The 20,962-nt window shown below is 67.0% G+C and carries 16 protein-coding genes; 6 read left to right on the top strand and 10 right to left on the bottom strand.

The genetic code is table 11. The annotated features are described in order from the left end of the window. Positions 1 to 72: 72 nt before the first annotated feature. Entirely contained in the window at positions 73 to 804 is a 732-nt protein-coding gene (locus ACIQTU_RS06555; protein ID WP_400544144.1) for a type 1 glutamine amidotransferase, read from the bottom strand. An 83-nt stretch (positions 805 to 887) separates the two neighbouring features. On the opposite strand from ACIQTU_RS06555, the gene ACIQTU_RS06550 reads away from it, so the two are divergent. Further along, positions 888 to 1,205: an antibiotic biosynthesis monooxygenase family protein gene (locus ACIQTU_RS06550; RefSeq protein ID WP_400544141.1), complete on the top strand. Its 318-nt coding sequence runs from the start codon at positions 888 to 890 to the stop codon at positions 1,203 to 1,205. On the opposite strand, the gene rlmJ is transcribed toward ACIQTU_RS06550, so the two are convergent. Continuing rightward, positions 1,202 to 2,023 (bottom strand): 23S rRNA (adenine(2030)-N(6))-methyltransferase RlmJ, encoded by an 822-nt coding sequence (gene rlmJ, locus ACIQTU_RS06545; RefSeq protein ID WP_400544138.1) that lies wholly within the window; start codon positions 2,021 to 2,023, stop codon positions 1,202 to 1,204. The two genes, ACIQTU_RS06550 and rlmJ, sit on opposite strands and share 4 nt — an antisense overlap. 90 nt (positions 2,024 to 2,113) lie before the next feature. Here rlmJ and ACIQTU_RS06540 point away from each other — a divergent pair, with 90 nt between their 5' ends. Both ACIQTU_RS06540 and ACIQTU_RS06535 read left to right on the top strand, forming a co-directional pair. After that, positions 2,114 to 3,136, top strand: a complete 1,023-nt coding sequence (locus ACIQTU_RS06540; RefSeq protein ID WP_400544135.1) for a DNA topoisomerase IB — start codon at positions 2,114 to 2,116, stop codon at positions 3,134 to 3,136. Positions 3,137 to 3,212: 76 nt separating this feature from the next. Beyond that, positions 3,213 to 3,617, top strand: coding sequence for a hypothetical protein (locus tag ACIQTU_RS06535; protein ID WP_400544132.1), 405 nt, complete (start codon positions 3,213 to 3,215; stop codon positions 3,615 to 3,617). A gap of 57 nt (positions 3,618 to 3,674) precedes the next feature. On the opposite strand, the gene tdh is transcribed toward ACIQTU_RS06535, so the two are convergent. The 3 genes from tdh to ACIQTU_RS06520 form a co-directional block, all read right to left on the bottom strand. After that, entirely contained in the window at positions 3,675 to 4,709 is a 1,035-nt protein-coding gene (gene tdh / locus ACIQTU_RS06530) for an L-threonine 3-dehydrogenase (RefSeq protein ID WP_400547041.1), read from the bottom strand. An 83-nt stretch (positions 4,710 to 4,792) separates the two neighbouring features. Then, the gene (locus ACIQTU_RS06525; protein ID WP_400544129.1) at positions 4,793 to 5,998 is read right to left on the bottom strand and encodes a glycine C-acetyltransferase; all 1,206 of its coding nucleotides are present in this window, start codon (positions 5,996 to 5,998) and stop codon (positions 4,793 to 4,795) included. A gap of 45 nt (positions 5,999 to 6,043) precedes the next feature. Further along, on the bottom strand, positions 6,044 to 6,895 hold the full coding sequence (locus ACIQTU_RS06520; RefSeq protein ID WP_400544126.1) for a DUF4232 domain-containing protein: 852 nt from the start codon (positions 6,893 to 6,895) through the stop codon (positions 6,044 to 6,046). 130 nt (positions 6,896 to 7,025) lie between these two features. Here ACIQTU_RS06520 and ACIQTU_RS06515 point away from each other — a divergent pair, with 130 nt between their 5' ends. Continuing rightward, positions 7,026 to 9,101, top strand: coding sequence for a TonB-dependent receptor domain-containing protein (locus ACIQTU_RS06515; protein WP_400544123.1), 2,076 nt, complete (start codon positions 7,026 to 7,028; stop codon positions 9,099 to 9,101). A gap of 199 nt (positions 9,102 to 9,300) precedes the next feature. Further along, complete coding sequence (locus tag ACIQTU_RS06510; protein ID WP_400544120.1) at positions 9,301 to 11,835, top strand: TonB-dependent receptor; 2,535 nt, start codon at positions 9,301 to 9,303, stop codon at positions 11,833 to 11,835. 42 nt (positions 11,836 to 11,877) lie between these two features. Here the strand turns inward: ACIQTU_RS06510 and mce are convergent, their stop codons facing one another. Genes mce through ACIQTU_RS06485 form a run of 5 tightly spaced genes read right to left on the bottom strand, consistent with a single transcriptional unit; the run spans position 11,878 to position 19,360 of the window. Continuing rightward, a complete protein-coding gene (gene mce / locus ACIQTU_RS06505) occupies positions 11,878 to 12,300 on the bottom strand; it encodes a methylmalonyl-CoA epimerase (protein ID WP_400544117.1) in 423 nt (140 codons plus the stop codon). Next, a complete protein-coding gene (gene scpA / locus ACIQTU_RS06500; protein ID WP_400544114.1) occupies positions 12,300 to 14,459 on the bottom strand; it encodes a methylmalonyl-CoA mutase in 2,160 nt (719 codons plus the stop codon). The genes mce and scpA overlap by 1 nt, the downstream gene beginning before the upstream one ends. Further along, positions 14,456 to 15,838 carry a methylmalonyl-CoA mutase family protein gene (locus tag ACIQTU_RS06495; protein ID WP_400544111.1) on the bottom strand — a complete coding sequence of 461 codons (1,383 nt, stop codon included), beginning with the start codon at positions 15,836 to 15,838 and terminating at the stop codon, positions 14,456 to 14,458. Before ACIQTU_RS06495 ends, scpA begins: the two co-directional genes overlap by 4 nt. After that, complete coding sequence (locus ACIQTU_RS06490) at positions 15,839 to 17,815, bottom strand: acetyl-CoA carboxylase biotin carboxylase subunit (RefSeq protein WP_400544108.1); 1,977 nt, start codon at positions 17,813 to 17,815, stop codon at positions 15,839 to 15,841. A 9-nt stretch (positions 17,816 to 17,824) separates the two neighbouring features. Then, positions 17,825 to 19,360 (bottom strand): acyl-CoA carboxylase subunit beta, encoded by a 1,536-nt coding sequence (locus tag ACIQTU_RS06485; protein ID WP_400544105.1) that lies wholly within the window; start codon positions 19,358 to 19,360, stop codon positions 17,825 to 17,827. A gap of 131 nt (positions 19,361 to 19,491) precedes the next feature. Here ACIQTU_RS06485 and ACIQTU_RS06480 point away from each other — a divergent pair, with 131 nt between their 5' ends. Then, positions 19,492 to 20,901, top strand: a complete 1,410-nt coding sequence (locus tag ACIQTU_RS06480; protein WP_400544103.1) for a short-chain fatty acyl-CoA regulator family protein — start codon at positions 19,492 to 19,494, stop codon at positions 20,899 to 20,901. Positions 20,902 to 20,962: the final 61 nt, after the last annotated feature.

Here is a 20,962-nt window from a genome sequence, read left to right as displayed (position 1 = left end):
CTTCCGGACTAACGCCTCAGATTGGCACACCAGAAGTTGAGCAAGGTTTAGCGTTCGTCGAACGCATCTGCGTCAGATGCCGCTGCCATCGGCCTCGACCGGCGGCGGGGTCAGCATCAGATAAGCCCGGATCCAGGCCGTCAGCACCGCCCGGTCGTTAACCCCCTCCAGGCTCAGCAGGGCCTCGTCCGCCAGATCATGCGGAATGCGATGCCCCCTGCGCCCCTCGATCAGGGCGGCGGCGTAGGCGGGCTGGAACTCGGGGTGGCACTGGAAGCTGACGGCGTCTTCGCCCCAGGCCAGACCGGCGTAGGGGGTGAAGGCGCTGGAGGCGATCACGCGCGTGTCGGGCGCGACCGCCACCACCTGATCCTGATGCGACACCGGAATGGCGATGGAGGGCGCGCGCGGATACATCCACGGCTCCTGGCTAAGCACGTCGTAGCGGTGCAGGCCGACGCCCCAGCCCTTGTGCGACTTTTCGACCTTGCCGCCGAAGGCGTGGGCGATGACCTGATGGCCGAAGCAGATACCGAGCAGGCGCGTCTTGCCCCGCGCCGCCCTCAGCCAGTCGACCAAAGGCGCAATCCACGGCAGGTCATCATAGACCCCCGCAGCCGAGCCGGTCACGATGGCCCCCGTGAAGATCGACGGGTCCTCCGGCAGGTGCCCCGACTGGACGTCGAACCGCACGGTCGGCACGTTCTCGCCCAGCAGGGCGCGGAAGCGGGCGGGATAGTCGTCGAAGGCGTCCCGCAGGTTCTCGGGCGGGTGGCCGGTTTCCAGAATGGCGATACGGGTCATTTCGGCGTTTTCCAGCGGGGAGAAGGAAGCGTCTCTCTCTGGATTGGGGTAGAAGTCAGGCGATTGCAACGAGGCCGCCCTTCATGACCGCCGACGCGTCCGCCGATTCCCCGGTCGTTCTGATCAATATCTTCAAGTGCGACGCGCGTCGTCAGGACGAGCTGATCGAGCATCTGACGGCCCTGGCCCAGGTGCAGCGCGCCCTGCCTGGCTTTGTCTCGGCCACCCTGCATCGCGGCGTAAACGGTCGCGTCGTGGCCAATCACGCGGTCTGGGGCAGCGCCACACACTGGAAGGTCATGACCCGCCACCCCCAGGTCGTGGCGGCCATGGGGCCGATCCTGGCCCTCGCCACCTTCGAGCCTCACCTGTATGAGCCCGGCGAGGTCGTGGAAGCCTAGCCGGCGGTCCAGATCTCGGCCTTGGCGCCCGTCTCGCCAAGGGTCGTCGCAACCCAGCCGCAGATTTCCAACGCCGCCGCTTCGGCGCCCGGTGGCGGATTGACCACGGTCATGGTGCAGCCGTTCATCTTCATCGGATTGTTCAGCGGGCGCAGACGCGCCTCGGCGACAAGAACATGGCCCACCCTGGCCTCCTCCAGTCGACGGATGAAGCCGTCGAAGGTCTCCATGTCCTTAAGCGGGGTCCAGATCGCGACGGTCGCCGTGCGGTCATGGCGCAGGATGGCGGCGGCGGTCTCGGCCGAACGGACATAGTCGTCGGGCCGCTCGAACGGCGGATCGATCAGGACCAGCGGTCCCTTGGTCGCCCTGGCCGCCTTCAAGGCCTCGATATAGCCGTCGCCCTGATGGCCCTCGGCGGCTGGCCAACCACCCAGGGCCTCGGCCAGCATGTCCTGCACCGGCGGATGGAACTCGAAGCCCAGATAGCGGTCGCCTTCACGCAAGGCGCGCGCAATCAACAGCGGCGACCCTGGATAGAAGCGCGCCCCGCCATCCGGGTTCAGCGCCGCCACCTCGGCCGCCAGCGCCTCGATCAGCGACGGCCGGTCCTCGGCGGTCATCAGGCGCGCGACGCCCGCCTCGGCCTCTCGCGACCGCGCGCCGTCGCCCGACAGGTCATAGAGTCCCGCGCCCGCATGGGTGTCGATGACGGTGACCGGCCCCTTGGCCTGGCGCTCCTTCAGCAGCCAGAGCACGAGGGCGTGCTTGACCAGATCGGCGAAGTTTCCGGCGTGAAAGCTGTGGCGATAGTTCATGCCGCTCCGTCCCCTGCCCTGCGCTCCCGGTCAAGAGGAACCCGCCGGGCGCGCGGCCCGTTGGTCGTCGCATCTTCAGGATTCCAAGCCATGCCCGACGGCGCCGCCCGCCTTTCGTCTGTTCTGGAAATCCCCGACGGCCTCAGTTGGTGCAACGATGACAACCTGGGCCTCAGCCGCCGCCGCTCAGGCAAGGGCTTCGCCTATCGCGGACCCGACGGCCAGCCGATCCGAGACGCCAGGACGCTGGACCGCATCCGCGCCCTGGCCATCCCGCCCGCCTGGACCGAGGTCTGGATCTGCCCGCGCGCGAACGGCCATATCCAGGCGACGGGCCGCGATCTCAGGGGACGCAAACAGTACCGCTATCATCCCGACTGGACCCTCTACGCCGCCGCCCACAAGTTCGATCGGCTGTCCGACTTCGCCCGCGCCTTGCCGAAACTGCGCGAACGCGTCGAGCACGACCTGTCACGACGCGGCCCCGGACGGGACAAGGTGCTGGCCACCGCCGTCCGCCTGCTGGAGATCACCCTGATCCGCGTCGGCAACGCCGAATACGCGCGCCTGAACCGCAGCTTCGGCCTGACCACCCTGCACAAGCGGCACATGGAGGTGGACGGGGCGGCCCTGACCTTCGAGTTCCGCGGCAAGAGCGGCAAGGACCACCGGGTCAGCGTGCGCGATCAACGCCTGGCGCGGGCCATGCGCACGCTGGAGGGCCTGCCGGGCCAGCATCTGTTCAAGTACCGCGATGCGCACGGCGACCTGCACCCCGTCACTTCGGACGATGTGAACACCTATATCCGCGAGGCCATGGGCGAGCAGTTCTCGGCCAAGGATTTCCGCACCTGGGCCGGAACCGTGTCGGCGGCGCGGGCACTACGGGAGATGGAGCCGCCGACCTCGACGGTAGACGCCCGGCGCAAGATCACGGCCTGCGTCAAGGCCGTCGCGGGTCTGCTGGGCAACACCCCCGCCGTCTGCCGCGCCGCCTACGTCCATCCGCGCGTGCTGGAGAGCTTCACCAACGGGACCCTGGCGGGAGCCCTTCCCGGGTCAGAGACCAAGGCGTTCGAGCCCGCCCTGATCCGGCTGCTGGCCCGCACATGAAATGACGGTTGTTTCATTTGAGCGATCACCGTTCGCTCCACTACAGCGCATCCACCCACCGCCAGAGGACACGCCGATGGACCACCGCCTTTCCAACCGCTTTCTCCGACTGGCGGTACTGTTCGCCCTGATCGGCATGGGGCTGGGCTACTGGATGGGGGCGACCGAACAGTTCACCGCCTCGCCGGTGCACGCCCACATCAACCTGCTGGGCTGGGTGTCGATGGCGCTCTACGGCCTCTTCTATCGGGTCCAGCCGAGCGCGGCGTTGGGCTGGCTGCCCCAGACGCATTTCTGGGTGGCGTTGATCGGCCTGCTGATCTTCATGCCGGCGCTGGCGGCCAAGCTGCTGGGCGGCGCGGGCATGCAGGCGGCGGCCAACCTGGGCCTGATGGTCGGGCCGACCCTGACCCTGCTGTCGATGATCCTGTTCGTGGTCATCGTCTTCCGCGCCACCGGGTCTCGCGCGGCGCTGGCCTGATACGAAAAAGCCCCCTGCCTTGCGGTCAGGGGGCCTTAAGTCGCGAGTCCGGGACGATCAGTCGGCCCAGTTCAGGACGACCTTGCCGGACTGGCCGGACTTCATGGCCTCGAAGCCGGCTTCGAAGTCCTGATAGGGCATCTGGTGGGTGATCAGCGGCGTCAGGTCCAGACCCGCCTTCAGCAGGCCCAGCATCTTGCGCCAGGTGGTGAACATCTCACGTCCATAGACGCCTTTGATGGTGAGCGCCTTCAGGATGATCGTGCCCCAGTCCGTCTCCATCGGCTTGGAAGGAATGCCCAGCATGGCCATGCCGCCGCCCATGATCAGGGTGTCGACGCACTGCTTGAAGGCGATGGGCGACCCCGACATCTCCAGCGCCACGTCGAAGCCGACCTTCAGGCCCAGCTCGTGCATGACGTCGCGCAGGTCTTCCTTGGTGGTGTTCACCGTGCGCACGCCCGGCGCAACCTTTTGCGCAAGTTCCAGACGGAAGTCGTTGATATCCGTCAGAACCACCGTGCGGGCGCCCGCGTGGCGCGCCACGGCGGCGGCCATCATGCCGATGGGTCCAGCGCCGGTGACCAGCACGTCCTCGCCCAGCAGGTCGAACTGCTGCGCCGTGTGCACGGCGTTGCCGAAGGGGTCCAGGATCGAGCCGATCTCATAGGGAACGTCGTCGGGCAGCTCGATGACGTTGAAGGCCGGGGCCACGACGTATTCGGCGAAGGCGCCCTGACGGTTCACGCCGATACCGCGCGTGTCGGGGTCCAGGTGGAAATGACCGGCGCGGGCCGCTTCGGAGTTCAGATCGATGACGTGGCCTTCGGCCGAGACGCGCTGACCGACCTTGAGGCGGCGATCCACATCCTTGCCGATGGCGACGATCTCGCCGGCGAACTCATGGCCCGTGATCATCGGCACCGGGACATTCTTCTGGGACCACTCGTCCCAGTTCCAGATGTGGATGTCGGTGCCGCAGACGGCGGTGCGGTGGACCCGGATCAACACATCCTCGTCGCCCGCGACGGGGATCGGGGCGTCAATCATCTCAAGGCCTACGCCCGGCTTGGTCTTGGCCAGGGCCTTCATCATGTCAGCCATGTCGTTTCCTCAAACGCTTTTTATTTCCACCACGGCCGGTCGCGTCCGGCCCTGGCGATACAGGTGAACGCCTATTTGATGACGCCCAGTTCCTTGCCCGCCTGGATGAAGGCGGCGACGGCGGCGTCGATCTGTTCAAAGGTATGCGCCGCCGACATCTGGGTGCGGATGCGGGCCTGACCGCGCGGCACGACGGGGAACGAAAAGCCGATGACATAGACGCCCAGTTCCAGCATCCGCGCCGCCATGTCCTGCGCCAGTTTGGCATCGCCCAACATGACCGGGATGATGGGGTGCTCGCCCGGTTGCAGGGTGAAGCCCGCCTCGGTCATGGCCGAGCGGAAGCGCGCGGCGTTGGCGAACAGCTGGGCGCGCAGGGCATCGCCCTCTTCGCCTGCGGCGATGCGGATGGCTTCCAGCGACGAGCCGCAGACGGCGGGGGCCAGGGCGTTGGAGAAGAGGTAGGGGCGCGCGCGCTGCTTCAGCAGGGCCACGACATTGGCCTTGGCGCAGATGAAACCGCCCATGGCGCCGCCCAGAGCCTTGCCGAAGGTGCCGGTGACGAAGTCCACCTCGACCTCGTTCCAGGCGTAGGAGCCGCGCCCCTTGTCGCCCAGGAAGCCGGTGGCGTGGCAGTCGTCGACCATGATCAGGGCGCCGTACTGGTCGGCCAGGGCCCGGATGTCCTTCAGCTTGGCGATATAGCCGTCCATCGAGAAGGCGCCGTCGGTGGCGATGATGATCTCGCGCGCGCCGTCGGCCCGAGCCTGCTTCAGTTGGGCCTCCAGATCAGCCATGTCCGAGGTGGCGAAGCGATACCGCTTGGCCTTGCACAGACGCACGCCGTCAATGATCGAGGCGTGGTTCAGGCTATCCGAGACGATGGCGTCGGCCTCGGTGAACAGGGGCTCGAAGATGCCACCATTCGCGTCGAAGGCGGCGGCGAACAGGATGGTGTCCTCAAAGCCGAGGTAGTCGGCGATGGCGCGTTCCAGCTCCTTGTGGATTTCCAGCGTGCCGCAGATGAAGCGAACCGAGGCCGTGCCCGCGCCCCACTTCTCCATCGCCTTTATGCCGGCTTGCGTGACGCGCTCGTCGCCCGCCAGGCCAAGGTAGTTATTGGCGCAGAAGTTCAGAACCTCACGGCCATTGACCGAGATCACCGGCCCCTGACGCGAGGCGATGACGCGTTCGGGCTTGGTCAGGCCCTGGGCGTCGATGTCAGCCAGTTCGGCGGAGATGCGGTCGTAGAAGGCCATATTGGTGCTCTGGGTCATGATTTCTCCGCTACGCTGAATCCAGGCAGGTTTGAACCCCTGATTTCAGGGCGTAGGGGCAGGTCCGGCCGAGGCGTCGCTCACCGGACGAAACGGACCGACACGAATTTGCCGCCCGCACGGGCTCAGGGCCAGCGTCAGGCTGACCACGGACATGTCGCCGGGCGTGGTCAGGCGCAGGGTCTTGGCCTCGGGACAGGTCGTTTCCCCCTCGGATTCATGCGGGACGACGTTCCAGGCCAGATCGAAATAGGCCTTGGCCAGGGGCTTCAGCGAGACCGCAGACGGCGCCGCCCCTTTCGCAAAATAATCGCCCGGCTCCTGCACCGTCTTGACCGTGCTCAGGACGCGGTCGCCCGCATCGACCAGTGTCACGGTTGGATAGCCGGTCAGGCTGCAGGCCTGCATCCCCACATTCTGGAGCGCCAGGGTGGTGACGCGATTGCCCATGCCCGCGTCGCCTCCTTCGACCGACAGCCTCAGGTTGGTTCCGTTGCAGGGCGCCTCAGGCGACGGGGCCAGGGCCGGGACCGGGCGGCTGCAACGCTCGATGATCGTGCCGCCCGTCGTATCGTTGGGCCCCAGTCGGCTGAGCGTCCCGCTCTCCTGCCCGTTGCGGCTGGCGGTCCACCATTCCAGCCCCTGCCCGACGTAGCGTGCCCCGCTGGCCGAGACCGCGCTGGTCAGGACATAGTCTCGCCCGTCGTAGGACACCTGCGCCGTCTGCGTGTCCGGATAGGTCGCGGTGATGACCTTGCCGCTTTCGCAGGCATAGCCGACGGCTGCGGCGGGCGGGCCGGCCTCGATCGGGGGCGCGGGCGCGGGGGTCGGCTCTTGTGAGCAGGCGGCGGCGGTCAGGCCAAGACAGGACAGCAGCGCAACGGCGGAACGGGTCATCGACGGCCTCTCTGTGAGCGTCCCGTCCGAACGCCGCTCTGCGCCAAAGGCTCCGCTTGCAAGGAAATGCAGCGAGGCGGTTGCGCAGTGATACACTATAACATATCAAGCTCGCGACATTGTAACGGGGATGCGTGCCTTGCGACTTCAAACCTTCCTGCTGACCGCCGCCGGGGCCGCCGCCCTCTCGACTTCCGCCTTCGCGGCTGATGACATCATCCAGACAGCGCATCAGGACGAGCCGACCGAGATCGCCGACGTCGTGGTCCGCGCCTTGCCGCTGGGCCGAGCCGGCGATGATGTCGGCTCGCACGTCGCCCTGCTGAGCGGCGACGAACTGGTTCACCGTCGCCAGTCGACCCTCGGCGACACCCTCAGCGGCATTCCCGGCGTCAACTCCGACACCTTCGGCGGCGGCGCCAGCCGTCCGGTGGTGCGCGGTCAGGCCGCCCCGCGGGTCAAGGTTCTGAGCGAAGGCGCGGGCCTCATGGACGCCTCGGAAGTCTCGCCTGACCACGCCATCTCCGGCGAGCCCCTGCTGCTGGAAGGCATCGAGATCCTGCGCGGCCCCTCGGCCCTGCTCTATGGCGGCGGCGCCATCGGCGGGGCGGTCAACCTGCTGGACAAGAAGATTCCCACCCGCGTGCCGGCCAACGGCGGCGAGGCCGTGGTCGAATACCGTCGCGGTTCGGTCGACAACGAGGAAGCCGGCGTGGTCGGCGCCACGGTCGGCGCCGGCAACTTCGCCGTCCGCCTTGAAGCGGCCGCGCGCAAGGCCGACGACTACAAGGTCCCCGACTGGAACGAACCGCGCCTGGACGGCTCCTACAATGAGACCTCGACCGCGACGCTGGGCGCCTCATATATAGGTTCGCGCGGCTATCTGGGCGCGGCCTATACCGAACAGACCAGCCGCTATGGTCTGGCGGGTCACACCCATGAATACGAAGGCTGCCACCCCCACGGCGACCACCTGCATTGCGGTGGTCACGACGATCATGACCATGACGGGCACGATCATGAGGAAGGCGAGGAGCACGATCACGACCACGGCGTGCCCGAGGTCCGGCTGAAGAGCCGCCGCGTCGACCTGCGCGGCGAACTGAGCGATCCCCTGCCCGGCATCGAGAACGTGCGTCTGCGCGCCGGCTACACCGACTATCAGCATCAGGAACTGGAGGAAGGTGTCGTTTCGACCACCTTCACCAACGAGGGCTACGACGGTCGCATCGAAGCCCAGCACCGCGAGATCGCCGGCTTCAAGGGCGTGGTCGGCCTGCAGTTAAGCAAGAGCGATTTCGCCGCCGTCGGCGAGGAGAGCTTCCTGGCCCCCAGCACGACCAAGAACACCGGCCTGTTCGTGATGGAGGAGTACGAGCTGGGCGACTGGCACCTGGAAGGCGCCCTGCGTCAGGAGTGGCAGGAGGCCTCGGCCCTCGGCCTGCCCGACGCCGAGCACAAGCCCTTCTCGATCTCGGGATCGGCGGTCTGGCACTTCATGCCCGGCTGGTCGGGCGCGGTGTCGCTGTCGCGTTCGCAACGCGCCCCCTCGGCACAGGAGCTTTATGCCGACGGCGTCCACCTGGCCACCAACACCTATGAGATGGGCGACAGCGGCCTGGATGTCGAAACCGCCAACGCCCTGGAGCTGACCCTGCGCAAGACGGCGGGTTCCACCACCGCCTCGGTCAGCGCCTATCACTACGTCTATGACGACTACATCTTCGCCCGGACCCTGGATCAGTTCGAGGACTTCCGCCTGATCCAGTACAGCCAGGCCGACGCGACCTTCACCGGTCTGGAAGGCGAGGTGCGTCAGCAGTTGACCCCTTGGCTGTCGGCCACGGTGTTCGGCGACTATGTGCGCGGCGAGCTGAAGGGCGACGGCGGCAACCTGCCCCGCATCCCCGCCGCCCGCGTCGGCGTCCGCGCCGAGGCCTTCGCCGGGCCCTGGTCGGGCGACGTCGAATACAGCCGCACCTTCAAGCAGAATGACATCGCCGCCTTCGAAAGCGAGACGCCGGGCTACAACATGGTCAACGCCACCGTGGCCTATGACGTGGAACTGGACGGGGTGAAGTCGCAGGTCTTCCTGCGCGGGACCAACCTGCTGGACGAACTGGCGCTGAACCACGCCTCCTTCCTGGCCGAGACCGCGCCGCAACGGGGCCGCAACCTGGTCGTGGGCGTCCGCGCCCGCTTCTGATTTCATCGAAGTCGAAAAAAGAAGGGGCGGCGTGCGACGGACGCCGCCCCTTCGTTCGTTAGATAGCTGTCGAGCCCGCCGTGACATTTCCGCGTCATTACAGGCTGTTAATCTGACAGAGCCCATGTCGCCATTATTCGGCGCACATCGGTCTTCAAGCAGATCGACACCCAAGCTTTCGGTCTAGCCAGGACTCTTCATGTCGCCCGTCGTTCTGCTTCTCGCTCTCGCCTCGCTCGATCCCAATGCGGAGACGACGCCCGCGGTCGCGCCGCAGACCCAGACGCCCGCCACCCCCGCCATCAACGATCAGGAAGCCTATGATCTGGGCGAGATCCAGGCCGTCTCGACCAAACGCCGAGGCGCGGCCCTGGGCGACTATGAACCGGAACTGGTGCTGGATGAGGAACAGCTGAAGGCCTACGGCGCCAGCAGCATCCAGGAGCTGATGACCCTGCTGGAGCCGGTGACGCGCAGTTCGCGTGGCGGCTCGCCGGTCTTCCTGGTCAACGGCCGACGCATCTCGGGCTTCCAGGAGATACGCGGCATCCCGCCTGAGGCCATCGAACGCACCGAGATCCTGCCCGAGGAAACCGCCCTCTCCTACGGTTACAGCGCCGACCAGCGGGTGGTGAACTTCGTGCTGAAGGCCAACTTCCGCTCGCTGACCATGCAGGCCAGCGTCCGCCGCCCGGACGAGGGCGGGCGCACGGTCAGCGATCTGGAAAGCAACATCCTGCGCATCGCCGGCAAGCAGCGCACGACGCTGGACCTCGAGTACGAAAACGACACCGCCCTGTTCGAGACCGAGCGCGACATTCAGCGCAGCGACGGCGCCCCGACCGCCTACCGGACCATCCTGCCCAGGCAGGAGCAGGCGTCCGTCGCCGGGTCGCTGGTGCGCGACCTGAACGACACCACCGCCCTGACGCTGAGCGCCAGCCTGGAGGACACGTCGCGACTGGCCTGGCAGGGCCTGCCGGGCGTCAGCCTGATCGTGCCGCCGTCCGCCGTCGCGCAACAACTCTATCTGAACGCGCCCGACGCCCTGTCGCGCACCACCGACACCCTGGCAGGCAAGGTCGGGGCCCTGGTGGACGGCTACCTGGGCGACTGGCGCTGGACGCTGACCGGCGGCTATGACCGCACCGAGACCAAGACCCGCACCGGGCGCGGGCTGGACAAGGACGCGCTGCAGGACGGGGTGACGGCGGGCCTGATCGACCCGTTCGGCGATGTGGACCTGTTGCCGCGCCTGCCCTTCGACACCGCCCGGTCCGTGTCCAGCAGCGGCAACCTCGAAGGCGTCATCAACGGCACCGCCTGGGAGGCGCCCGCGGGCGCCCTGACCTCAACCTTCAAGGTCGGCTTCGACACCCAGACGCTGGATTCTGAGAGCCTGCGTTATGATGCGGATCAACAGACCAGCGTCTTCTCCGAGCGTTCCCTGTCGCGAGACCGGACCAGCGCCTCGGGCAACTTCAACCTGCCGATCGCCAGCCGCGACCGCGAGGTCCTGGGCGGACTGGGCGACCTGTCGGCCAACCTGAACCTGGCCTATCAGGACCTGTCCGACTTCGGCGGCCTGAGCGCCTATACCCTGGGCCTGAACTGGTCGCCCTGGAGCCCGATCAACTTCAACGTCAGTTGGAGCGACGAGCAGAACGCCCCGTCGATGTCGCAACTGAACGACCCGACTATCTCGACCGCGAACGTGCCGGTCTATGACTTCCTGAAGGGGGAGTCGGTCAACATCACCCGCGTCGAAGGCGGCAACCCCGGCCTGTCCGAGGAAACCAAGCGCATCCTGAAGCTGGGCTTCAACCTGACGCCGCTGAAGGACAAGGATTTGCGGCTGACGGCCAACTACAGCCGCACCGAGGTCGAGGGCTCCATCGCCGCCTTCCCGACCATCACCCCGGAACTGGAAGCGGCCCTGCCTGAGCGCTTCGAGCGCGACCTGGACGGCAATCTGCTGTCGATCGACGCCCGTCCGCTGAATTTCCAGAAGGCCGAGCAGCAGGAAATCCGCTGGGGCCTCAACTTCTCGACCCCGTTCGGCAAGCCCGATCCGGCGGCGGCGGCGCGGATGGGCCAGCGTGGCCCTGGCGGCGGCGGTCAAGCCACCATGCGCGTCGAAGGCGGCCCGCCCCCCGGCGGCGGCGCGGGCGGTCCTCCGCCCGGCGGCGGGATGCGGATGCAGATGGGCGGCGGCGGTCGCGGCGGACGCGGCCCGGCCATGCAACCCGGCCAGGGCCGCTTCAACGTCTCGCTGTATCACACCTATCGCATCCAGGATGAGATCACGATCCGCGACGGCCTGCCGGTGCTGGACCTGTTGGACGGCGCCGCCATCGGGGCGCGCGGCGGCCAATCGCGCAACGAGGTCCAGTTCCAGATGGGCCTGTTCAAGAGCGGCATGGGCGGCTTTCTGAACGCCAACTGGAAGGAGTCCACGCGGATCAACGGCAGCGACGACGCCAGCGACCTGACCTTCTCGGACCTGACGACGGTGAACCTGAATCTGTTCGCCGACCTGTCGTCGCGTCAGACCTGGGTGGCCAAGTATCCGTGGCTGAAGGGCGCGCGCGTCAGCGTCGGCATCGACAATATCTTCGATCAGAAGCTGGACGTGCGAAACGGCCTAGGCGTGACGCCTGACGCCTATCAGCCCGACTATCTGGACCCGCTGGGCCGGACCTTCCGCATCAGCCTGCGCAAGATCCTGTTCTGACGAAATGAAAAAGGCCCGGTCATCGACCGGGCCTTTTGACTGTCAGTGCGCCTCTTTCGGCGTTTCCATCAGCTCGATCAGGACTCCGCCCATCTCCTTGGGATGCAGGAAGACGACCGGGGTGCCGTGGGCGCCAATGCGGGGTTCGCCGGTGCCCAGGATGGTCACGCCCTTGGCGCGCATCTCGGCGATGGCGTCGTGGATGTCGGCCACCTCGAAGCAGACGTGGTGCTGGCCGCCCTTGGGGTTCTTGGCCAGGAAGCCGGTGATGGGGCTGGTCTCGTCATAGGGCTCGATCAGTTCGATCTGGGCCGTGGGCGTATCGATGAAGCAGACCTTCACCCCCTGGGCCGGCAGGTCGAACGGCTCGCCGATCTTCGTCGCGCCCAGGATGTCGCGATACAGCTTGATCGAGTCCGCGATCGAGGGCGTAGCGACGCCGACGTGGTTCAGATTGCCGATCATCACTTGGTCTCCGCGGGCGCCGGTTGGGCATAGCCCAGACGCTGGTTCAGTTTCTCGATCAGGTCCGCCGCCGTGTCGGCGATCACCGATCCGGGCGGATAGACCGCCGCCGCGCCCATATCGAGCAGGGGCTGTACGTCCGACGGCGGAATGACGCCGCCGACCACCACCATGATGTCCGGTCGGCCCAGCTTGGCCAGTTCGGCGATCAGTTCGGGCGCCAGCGTCAAATGTCCCGCCGCCAGCGACGACGCGCCGACCGCGTGGACGTTCTTCTCGACCGCATCCTTGGCGGCCTCGGCGGGCGTCTGGAACAGCGAACCGGCGGTGACGTCGAAGCCGATATCGCCATAGCCGGTGGCGACGACCTTCTGGCCCCTGTCGTGGCCGTCCTGGCCCAGTTTGGCGATCAGGATGCGCGGCGGACCGCCGTCGTTTTCCACAAAGGTCGCGACCATGTCGCGGGCGCGGGCAACCTTGGGATCATTGCCCGCCTCCTTGCCATAGACGCCCGAGACGGTCTTCACCGTGGCGATGTGGCGGCCGAAGGCGGCCTCCAGCGCGTCGGAGATCTCACCCACCGTCGCCTTGGCGCGGGCGGCCTGAACCGCCAGCTCCAGCAGGTTGGCGTTCCCACGCGCGCCTGCGGTCAGAGCTTCCAGCGCGGCGTCGGTCGCGGCCTGATCGCGCTCGGCGCGCAGCTTCTTCAGCTTGTCGATCTGGGCGGCCAGAACGGCGGCGTTGTCGACCTTCAGCATCGGAATGTCGTCGGGCGTGTCGTTCAGATAGCGGTTCACCCCGACCACGGTCTGCTGACCGGTGTCGATGCGGGCCTGGGTCTTAGCCGCCGCTTCTTCGATGCGGAGCTTGGGAATGCCTGCCTCGATGGCCTTGGCCATGCCGCCCGCCGTCTCGACCTCGTCCATCAGGGCGCGGGCGCGGTTGGCCAGATCATGCGTCAGGCGCTCGACGTAGAAGCTGCCGCCCCAGGGGTCGATGGTGCGGGTCAGGCCCGTCTCCATCTGCAGCAGGATCTGGGTGTTGCGCGCGATCCGGGCCGAGAAGTCGGTCGGCAGGGCCAGGGCTTCGTCCAGGGCGTTGGTGTGCAGGCTCTGGGTCTGACCGCCCGCCGCCGCCATGGCCTCGACCATGGTGCGCGACACGTTGTTGAACACGTCCTGCGCGGCGAGGCTCCAGCCCGAGGTCTGGCAGTGGGTGCGCAGCGACAGGGAGCGCTGGTCCCGGGGCGAGAACTTCTCGGCGACCTTTTCGGCCCACAACAGGCGGCCGGCCCGCATCTTGGCCACCTCCATGAAGTAGTTCATGCCGATAGCCCAGAAGAAGGACAGGCGCGGCGCGAACCGGTCCACGTCCATCCCGGCGTCGACGCCCGCCTTGATGTATTCCAGCCCGTCCGACAGCGTATAGGCCAGCTCGATCTCGGCCGAGGCCCCGGCCTCCTGCATGTGATAGCCGGAGATGGAGATGGAGTTGAACTTCGGCGTCTCCTGCGCGGTCCAGGCGAAGATGTCCGAGATGATCCGCATCGAGGGCTCGGGCGGATAGATGTAGGTGTTGCGGACCATGAACTCCTTCAGAATGTCGTTCTGAATGGTTCCGGTCAGGGCGGCGTGCGGCACGCCCTGCTCTTCGGCGGCGACGACATAGAGGGCCAGGATCGGCAGGACGGCGCCGTTCATGGTCATGGACACTGACATCTGATCCAGCGGGATGCCGTCGAACAGGGTCCGCATGTCCAGAATGCTATCGATGGCCACGCCGGCCATGCCGACGTCGCCCTTTACCCTGGGATGGTCGCTGTCATAGCCACGGTGGGTGGCCAGATCGAAGGCGATCGACAGCCCCTTCTGACCAGCCGCCAGGTTGCGACGATAGAAGGCGTTGGACTCCTCGGCGGTCGAGAAGCCCGCGTACTGGCGGATGGTCCACGGATTGCCCGCGTACATGGTCGGATAGGGACCGCGCATATAGGGGGCGAAACCCGGCAGGCCGTGGATGGCGTCCAGACCGTCCAGCGCCTCGGGACCATAGGCGGTTTCGACCGTCAGGCCTTCGGGCGTCAGCCAGGGATCGCGGCTCGGGCCTTCACCCGTCGCGGTCAGGTCGAGGTTCACCTTGGAGAAGTCGGGGAAGCTCATTGGGCGGCCTCCTCGGACGCGATCTCAAAGGGCGCGGCGAAGCGCACCGGGGTCAGGGCGCCGTGGCGCACCGGGACGAAGGCGGGATCGGCAACCTCGACCGGGGCCGGGCGCGGATCGGGATCGACATATTTAGTGACGCCGACCATGTGGCGGGCGCCGTCCTTCAGCGCAGCCTCCAGCTGACCGCGCGCGCGTTCGACGCGCGGCTGGATCAGGTGGTGCTTCAAGGCGTCGACCACGCCGCCTTCGGCTTCGATGGACTGGAACTCCTTCCAGCCCGCCTCGGCCAGATCGCGGGTGCGGCTGTCCAGGAACCAGGACCCGGCTGCGGGATCATCGACCCGGCCCAGATTGGCTTCTTCCATCAGCACCAGCTGGGTGTTGCGGGCCTGACGCCGGGCAAAGGCGTCGGGACGGCCCTCGGCGCGGGTGAAGGCGTCCAGCACCACCACGTCGGCGCCGCCCACGGCCCCCGCGAAACCGGCGGCGGTCAGACGCAACAGGTTGGGCCAGGGATCGCGCGCGGACAGCATCCGCCGCGACGAGCGGGCCTCGATGACAGCCGGCACCTCATGGCCAAAGGCTTTGCTGACGCTGGCCCAGATCAGGCGCATGGCCCGCACCTTGGCCAGGGCGTCGAAATATTCAGCATCGACCGAGACGCCAAGGACCACGCCCTTCAGCGCCTGCTCGGTGCCCAGGCCCGCCAGGACGGCGGCCTTGACATAGGCGACGGCGCTGGCGGCGGCGAAGGCCAGTTCCTGTCCCGCCGATCCGCCGGCCTCATGCACCACGCGGCCCGAGGCGAGGAAGAGTTTGGCGTCAGGATAGGTCCCGGCCAGACGCGCGGCGGCCTCAGCCGCCTCGGTCACAGCGGCGTCGATGTCGCCTTCAGCGGCCTCGGCATAGGCCGAGATCGGGTCGAGGTGAAATTGCAGCTGGGCGCGGGGCGAACCCTTGGCCACAGCCGCCAGAGCCTCGGCGGCCTTCACGCCGTCAAAGCCCGCGTCCAGCGCCACCGGCGCCAGTTCCAGAGCCACGCCGTCCAGCGCAGCAGCCAGCGTCGTCTCGTCCGTCGTGAAAGCCCCCTTCAGCACCACCGAGGCGGCGCCGTTTTCAAGGTCGGTCAGGACAGCGGCGTTGATCGCCGCCGCCTCGTCGCCCTCGACCAGGGTGCGCAGGTCCCACGCCCGCCCCTCGGCGTCCGTGGTGCGCGGCGCGCGAAGCGCCTGCACCCCGGTTGCGTCGGCATAGAGCGGCCGGATGATCAGGCCGTCGGCGTCGAGGTGAAGCAGGCTTTCGATCGCCCGCCCCTTCAGCGCCTTCTCGGCCTGTTCCCGCCATTCCAGCGGGCTCGGCGTGGGAAAGGTCGTCATTTACGCAAACTCCACCAGCACGTCGTCGGCGGCGACCGGATCGCCGGCCTTGGCGCCGACCGCCTTCACCACGCCGTCACGCTCGGCCTTGAGGATGTTCTGCATCTTCATGGCTTCGATGATGGCGACGGTCTCGCCCGACTTGACCTCCTGGCCGACCGTCACGGGGATGTCGACGACCAGACCCGGCATGGGCGACAGCACCAGTTTCGAGGTGTCGGCGGCGACCTTTTCAGGCAGGCGCTGATACATGTCGGCGGCGCGCGGCGTCAGGACGCGCACACGCGCCTTGGCCGCCCGGTGGCGAATGTCGAAGCCGTCCGGTGCGCGCTTCACCTCGACGGTGAAGGGCTCGTCGTCGAGCACGGCGCGGAACTGGGCCATGCCCGGACGCCAGTCGATTTCCGACAGGGTCAGGTCGCGCTCCTCCAGCGAGATGACCAGATCCTCGGCCTCGTCATAGGACAGCGACACGTCGTGGGCCTCGCGGTCGATCAGCACGGTCCAGTCGGTGCGCTCCGACGGATCGCCCGCCTGCTCGGCCAGGACCTCGTTCATCGCCGCGGCCACGGTGATGAAGATGTCCTTCTGCGCCTCGCTGGGTTCCAGACCGCGGAAGCCGTCGGGGAACTCGTCCTTGATGTAGCTGGTCGACAGCTGGCCCGACTTGAAGCGCTCCTGATCCATCACCGCCGACAGGAAGGGCACGTTGTGGCCCAGACCCGACAGGTGGGTGTCTTCCAGCGCGCGGGCCATGCCCTCGACGGCGGCGTCGCGGGTCTCGCCCCAGGCGCACAGCTTGGCGATCATGGGGTCGTAGAACATGCTGATCTCGTCGCCCTCGCGGACGCCGGAATCGTTGCGGACGGTGTAGTCGCCCTGATCACCTTCTTCCGGCTGCTCATAGCGCACCAGACGACCGATAGACGGCAGGAAGCCGCGATAGGGGTCCTCGGCGTAGATGCGGCTTTCGATGGCCCAGCCGTTGATCGACAGGTCTTCCTGCTTGAAGCCCATGGTCTCGCCCGCCGCCGAACGGATCATCTGTTCGACCAGATCGACGCCGGTGATCAACTCCGTCACCGGATGCTCGACCTGCAGACGGGTGTTCATTTCCAGGAAGTAGAAGCTGCGGTCCTGACCGGCCACGAACTCGACCGTGCCCGCCGAGTCATAGTTCACGGCCCGCGCCAGGGCCACGGCCTGATCGCCCATGGCCTTGCGCGTCGCGTCGTCCAGCAGGGGCGACGGCGCCTCTTCGATGACCTTCTGGTTGCGGCGCTGGATCGAGCATTCGCGGTCGAACAGCGAGACGATGTTGCCGTGCTTGTCGCCCAGCACCTGAATCTCGATGTGGCGCGGATTGACGATGAACTTCTCGAGGAAGACCCGGTCGTCGCCGAAGGCGGTCAGGGCCTCGGCCTTCACCGCGGCGAAGCCCTCGGCCATGTCGGCGTCGGAATGGGCGACACGAATGCCCTTGCCGCCGCCGCCGGCGCTGGCCTTGATCATGACCGGATAGCCGATCTCATTGGCGATCTTCACCGCCTCTTCGGTCGATTCAATCAGGCCCATGTGACCCGGCACGGTCGAGACGCCCGCTTCAGCCGCGAACTTCTTGGACGTGATCTTGTCGCCCATAGCCTCGATGGCGTGCGGGTTCGGGCCGATGAAGGTGATGCCCTCGGCCTCCAGACGACGCGCAAAGACCGGGTTTTCCGACAGGAAGCCAAAGCCCGGGTGAACCGCCTCGGCGCCCGACTGACGGACCGCGTCCACGATCTTGTCCTGGATCAGATAGGATTGGGCGGCGGGCGACGGCCCGATGTGGATGGTCTCGTCGGCCATCTCGCAGGCCAGCGAACCAGCGTCGGCGTCCGAATAGACCAGCACCGTCTTGATGCCCATCTTGCGGCAGGTCTTGATGATGCGAACCGCGATCTCGCCCCGGTTGGCGATCAGAATTTTCTTGAACATTTCTGGGCCTTACAGGGGAATGTTGTCGTGCTTCTTCCAGGGATTTTCCTGGGTCTTGTTCTTCAGTGTGCGCAGGGCCTTGATCAGGCGGCGGCGCGTGCCGTGGGGCATGATGACGTCGTCGATGTAGCCCAGACCGGCCGCCACGAAGGGGTTGGCGAAGCGTTCCTTGTACTCGGCCTCGCGCGCCGCCAGGGCCTCGGGGTCGCCGGCCTCCTTGCGGAAGATGATCTCGACCGCCCCCTTGGCGCCCATGACCGCGATCTCGGCGGTGGGCCAGGCGTAGTTGACGTCGCCGCGCAGGTGCTTGGAGCTCATGACGTCATAGGCGCCGCCGTAGGCCTTGCGCGTGATGACCGTCAGCTTGGGCACGGTGGCCTCGGCATAGGCGAACAGCAGCTTGGCGCCGTGCTTGATCAGGGCACCGTACTCCTGCTTGGTGCCCGGCATGAAACCCGGCACGTCCACCAGCGTCACCAGCGGGATGTGGAAGGCGTCACAGAAGCGGACGAAGCGCGCGGCCTTGCGGCTGCTGTCGATATCCAGCACGCCCGCCAGAACCTGAGGCTGGTTGGCGACGATGCCGACGCTCTGGCCGTCCAGACGACCGAAGCCGCAGATGATGTTCTTGGCGAAGTCAGCGCCGATCTCGAAGAAGTCGGCCTCGTCGACCGTCTTCAGGATCAGCTCCTTCATGTCGTAGGGCTGGTTCGGATTGGTCGGGACCAGGGTGTCCAGCGACGCCTCGTCGCGATCCGCCTCGTCATAGCTGTCGCGGACCGGCGGCTTTTCGCGGTTCGACAGGGGCAGGAAGCCGATCAGGCGGCGAACCTCGGACAGGGCCTCCAGATCATTCTCGAAGGCGCCGTCGGCGACCCCCGACTTGCCGGCGTGAACGCGGGCGCCGCCCAGGTCCTCGTGGCTGACGACCTCGTTGGTGACGGTCTTCACCACGTCCGGGCCGGTCACGTACATGTAGGACGTGTCCTTCACCATGAAGATGAAGTCGGTGATGGCGGGCGAATAGACGTCGCCGCCCGCGCACGGGCCCATGATGACCGAGATCTGCGGGATGACGCCGCTGGCGAGCGTGTTCTGCAGGAAGATGTCGGCGTAACCGGCGAGGCTCTCCACCCCTTCCTGAATACGGGCGCCGCCGGCGTCGAACAGGCCGATGATCGGCGCGCCGGCCGTCAGGGCCATCTTCTGAATCTTGACGATCTTGGCCGCGTGGGCGCCCGACAGCGAGCCGCCGAAGACGGTGAAGTCCTTGGAGAAGACATAGACCAGACGACCGCCGATGGTGCCGCGTCCGGTGACGACGCCGTCGCCCGGAATGCGCTGCTGGTCCATGCCGAAGTCGTGGCTGCGGTGCTCCACGAACATGTCGGTCTCTTCGAAGCTGCCTTCGTCCAGCAGGACTTCGATCCGTTCGCGCGCGGTCAGCTTGCCCTTGGCGTGCTGGCTCTCGATGCGCTTCAGACCACCGCCCATTTTGGCGGCGGCGCGACGGCGCTCGAGTTCCTCGAGGATGGCCTGGCTCATGGTTTGGGCGACTCCCTGAAATCTTTCGTGATCACCAAGCCGCTTCGTTGCAAAAAGGCAATCGCAACTTTGCAAAAGGGGCGTAAGTGCGTAAGCCTGCCAAGGTCGATGGGCTGTTTTGCAAAGTTGCGATGGCGGAAAAACTCTATCTCGGGGCCAAGGTGCGCAAGCTGCGCGAGGCGCGCGGCTGGACGCTGGAAGCCTGCGCCGGGCGGCTGGCCCTGTCGCCCAGCTACCTGTCGCAGATCGAGACCAATCAACGCCCGGCGACGGCGCGGGTTCTGATCGCCCTGACGCGCGCCTTCGACGTGGACGCCAGCCTGTTCGATCTGGACGGCGACGCCCGCCTGATCGCCGACCTGCGCGAGGCGGTCACCGACGTCGCCGGTCACGCCGAGGCGCCTTCCGCCGTCGAACTGAAGCAGGCGGTGACAACCACCCCCCGGCTGGCGCGACAGTTCCTGGCCCTGCATCAGGACTATCGCCGACTGGACGAGCGGCTGAAGACGCTGAACGAGACCCTGGGTCGCGATGAGCGGGCGCAAGCAGCCCCCGCCCTGCCCTATGAAGCCGTGCGCGACTTCTTCCACTATCGCGACAACTACATCGACGTTCTGGATCAGGCGGCGGAGGCGCTGGCGGAGCAGTTGGGCCTCGGCGTCGGCGGCCACCCCGAGCGCGATCTGGAGGCGGCGTTGAACGACCTGTGCGGCGTGCGGCTGGCCACCGGCGAAGGGCGCGGGGCCATGCGGCGCTTCGATCCGGCGGCGCGCATCCTCTATGTCGACGCCAGCCTGCCCGGCGCGACGCGGTCCTTCCTGATGGCGCACCAGCTGGTGCTTCTGCGCTTCCACGACCTGATCGACCACGAACTGGACCGCGCCGCCTTCGACATTCCCGCCGCCCGCGATGTCTGCCGGGTCGGTCTGGCCAACTATGCGGCGGGGGCCCTGCTGCTGCCCTATCGCCGCTTCCTCGAGGTGGCGCGCGAACTGCGTCACGACGTCGACCGGTTGAGGAACCGCTTCCACGTCAGCTTCGAACAGGTCTGCCACCGGCTTTCGACACTGCAGAGGCCCGGCTGGCGCGGCGTGCCCTTCTATTTCGCGCGGGTGGATATGGCCGGGAACATCACCAAGCGGCACAGCGCCACGCGCTTCCAGTTCGCCCGCTTCGGCGGCGCCTGCCCCCTTTGGAACGTGCACGAGGCCTTCGGCGCGCCGGACCGCATCCTGGTCAACCTGTCGGAGATGCCGGACGGCTCGCGCTACATCTGCATCGCCAAGAGCGTGTCCAAGCCGGGCGGGTCCTATCTGGAGCCCGATCGTCGCTATGCGCTCGGCCTCGGCTGCGAGATCGAGCATGCGGATCAGCTGGTCTATGCGGCGGGCCTCGACCTGAACGGCCCGCCCACCCGCATGGGCGTCAGCTGCCGCATCTGCGAGCGCACCGACTGCGCCCAGCGGGCCTTCCCGCCCATCGACCGAACCCTGCGCGTGCCGGACAATGTGCGCGGCGTCATCCCCTACACCCTCAGCTAGCGGCCAAAGAAAACCCCGCCGGGCGGACCGGCGGGGCTTCAGTTTTTCCGGGGCTGGAAAC

The organism is Brevundimonas sp. NPDC090276 (assembly GCF_044772165.1).
Classification (GTDB): Bacteria; Pseudomonadota; Alphaproteobacteria; order Caulobacterales; family Caulobacteraceae; genus Brevundimonas.
This window is presented reverse-complemented; position numbering and strand designations above follow the sequence as displayed.

Coding starts and splice junctions, on each gene's coding strand:
- ACIQTU_RS06555 (WP_400544144.1), bottom strand. CDS start 804: ATGACCCGTATCGCCATTCTGGAAACCGGCCACCCGCCCGAGAACCTG.
- ACIQTU_RS06550 (WP_400544141.1), top strand. CDS start 888: ATGACCGCCGACGCGTCCGCCGATTCCCCGGTCGTTCTGATCAATATC.
- rlmJ (WP_400544138.1), bottom strand. CDS start 2,023: ATGAACTATCGCCACAGCTTTCACGCCGGAAACTTCGCCGATCTGGTC.
- ACIQTU_RS06540 (WP_400544135.1), top strand. CDS start 2,114: ATGCCCGACGGCGCCGCCCGCCTTTCGTCTGTTCTGGAAATCCCCGAC.
- ACIQTU_RS06535 (WP_400544132.1), top strand. CDS start 3,213: ATGGACCACCGCCTTTCCAACCGCTTTCTCCGACTGGCGGTACTGTTC.
- tdh (WP_400547041.1), bottom strand. CDS start 4,709: ATGAAGGCCCTGGCCAAGACCAAGCCGGGCGTAGGCCTTGAGATGATT.
- ACIQTU_RS06525 (WP_400544129.1), bottom strand. CDS start 5,998: ATGACCCAGAGCACCAATATGGCCTTCTACGACCGCATCTCCGCCGAA.
- ACIQTU_RS06520 (WP_400544126.1), bottom strand. CDS start 6,895: ATGACCCGTTCCGCCGTTGCGCTGCTGTCCTGTCTTGGCCTGACCGCC.
- ACIQTU_RS06515 (WP_400544123.1), top strand. CDS start 7,026: ATGCGTGCCTTGCGACTTCAAACCTTCCTGCTGACCGCCGCCGGGGCC.
- ACIQTU_RS06510 (WP_400544120.1), top strand. CDS start 9,301: ATGTCGCCCGTCGTTCTGCTTCTCGCTCTCGCCTCGCTCGATCCCAAT.
- mce (WP_400544117.1), bottom strand. CDS start 12,300: ATGATCGGCAATCTGAACCACGTCGGCGTCGCTACGCCCTCGATCGCG.
- scpA (WP_400544114.1), bottom strand. CDS start 14,459: ATGAGCTTCCCCGACTTCTCCAAGGTGAACCTCGACCTGACCGCGACG.
- ACIQTU_RS06495 (WP_400544111.1), bottom strand. CDS start 15,838: ATGACGACCTTTCCCACGCCGAGCCCGCTGGAATGGCGGGAACAGGCC.
- ACIQTU_RS06490 (WP_400544108.1), bottom strand. CDS start 17,815: ATGTTCAAGAAAATTCTGATCGCCAACCGGGGCGAGATCGCGGTTCGC.
- ACIQTU_RS06485 (WP_400544105.1), bottom strand. CDS start 19,360: ATGAGCCAGGCCATCCTCGAGGAACTCGAGCGCCGTCGCGCCGCCGCC.
- ACIQTU_RS06480 (WP_400544103.1), top strand. CDS start 19,492: ATGGCGGAAAAACTCTATCTCGGGGCCAAGGTGCGCAAGCTGCGCGAG.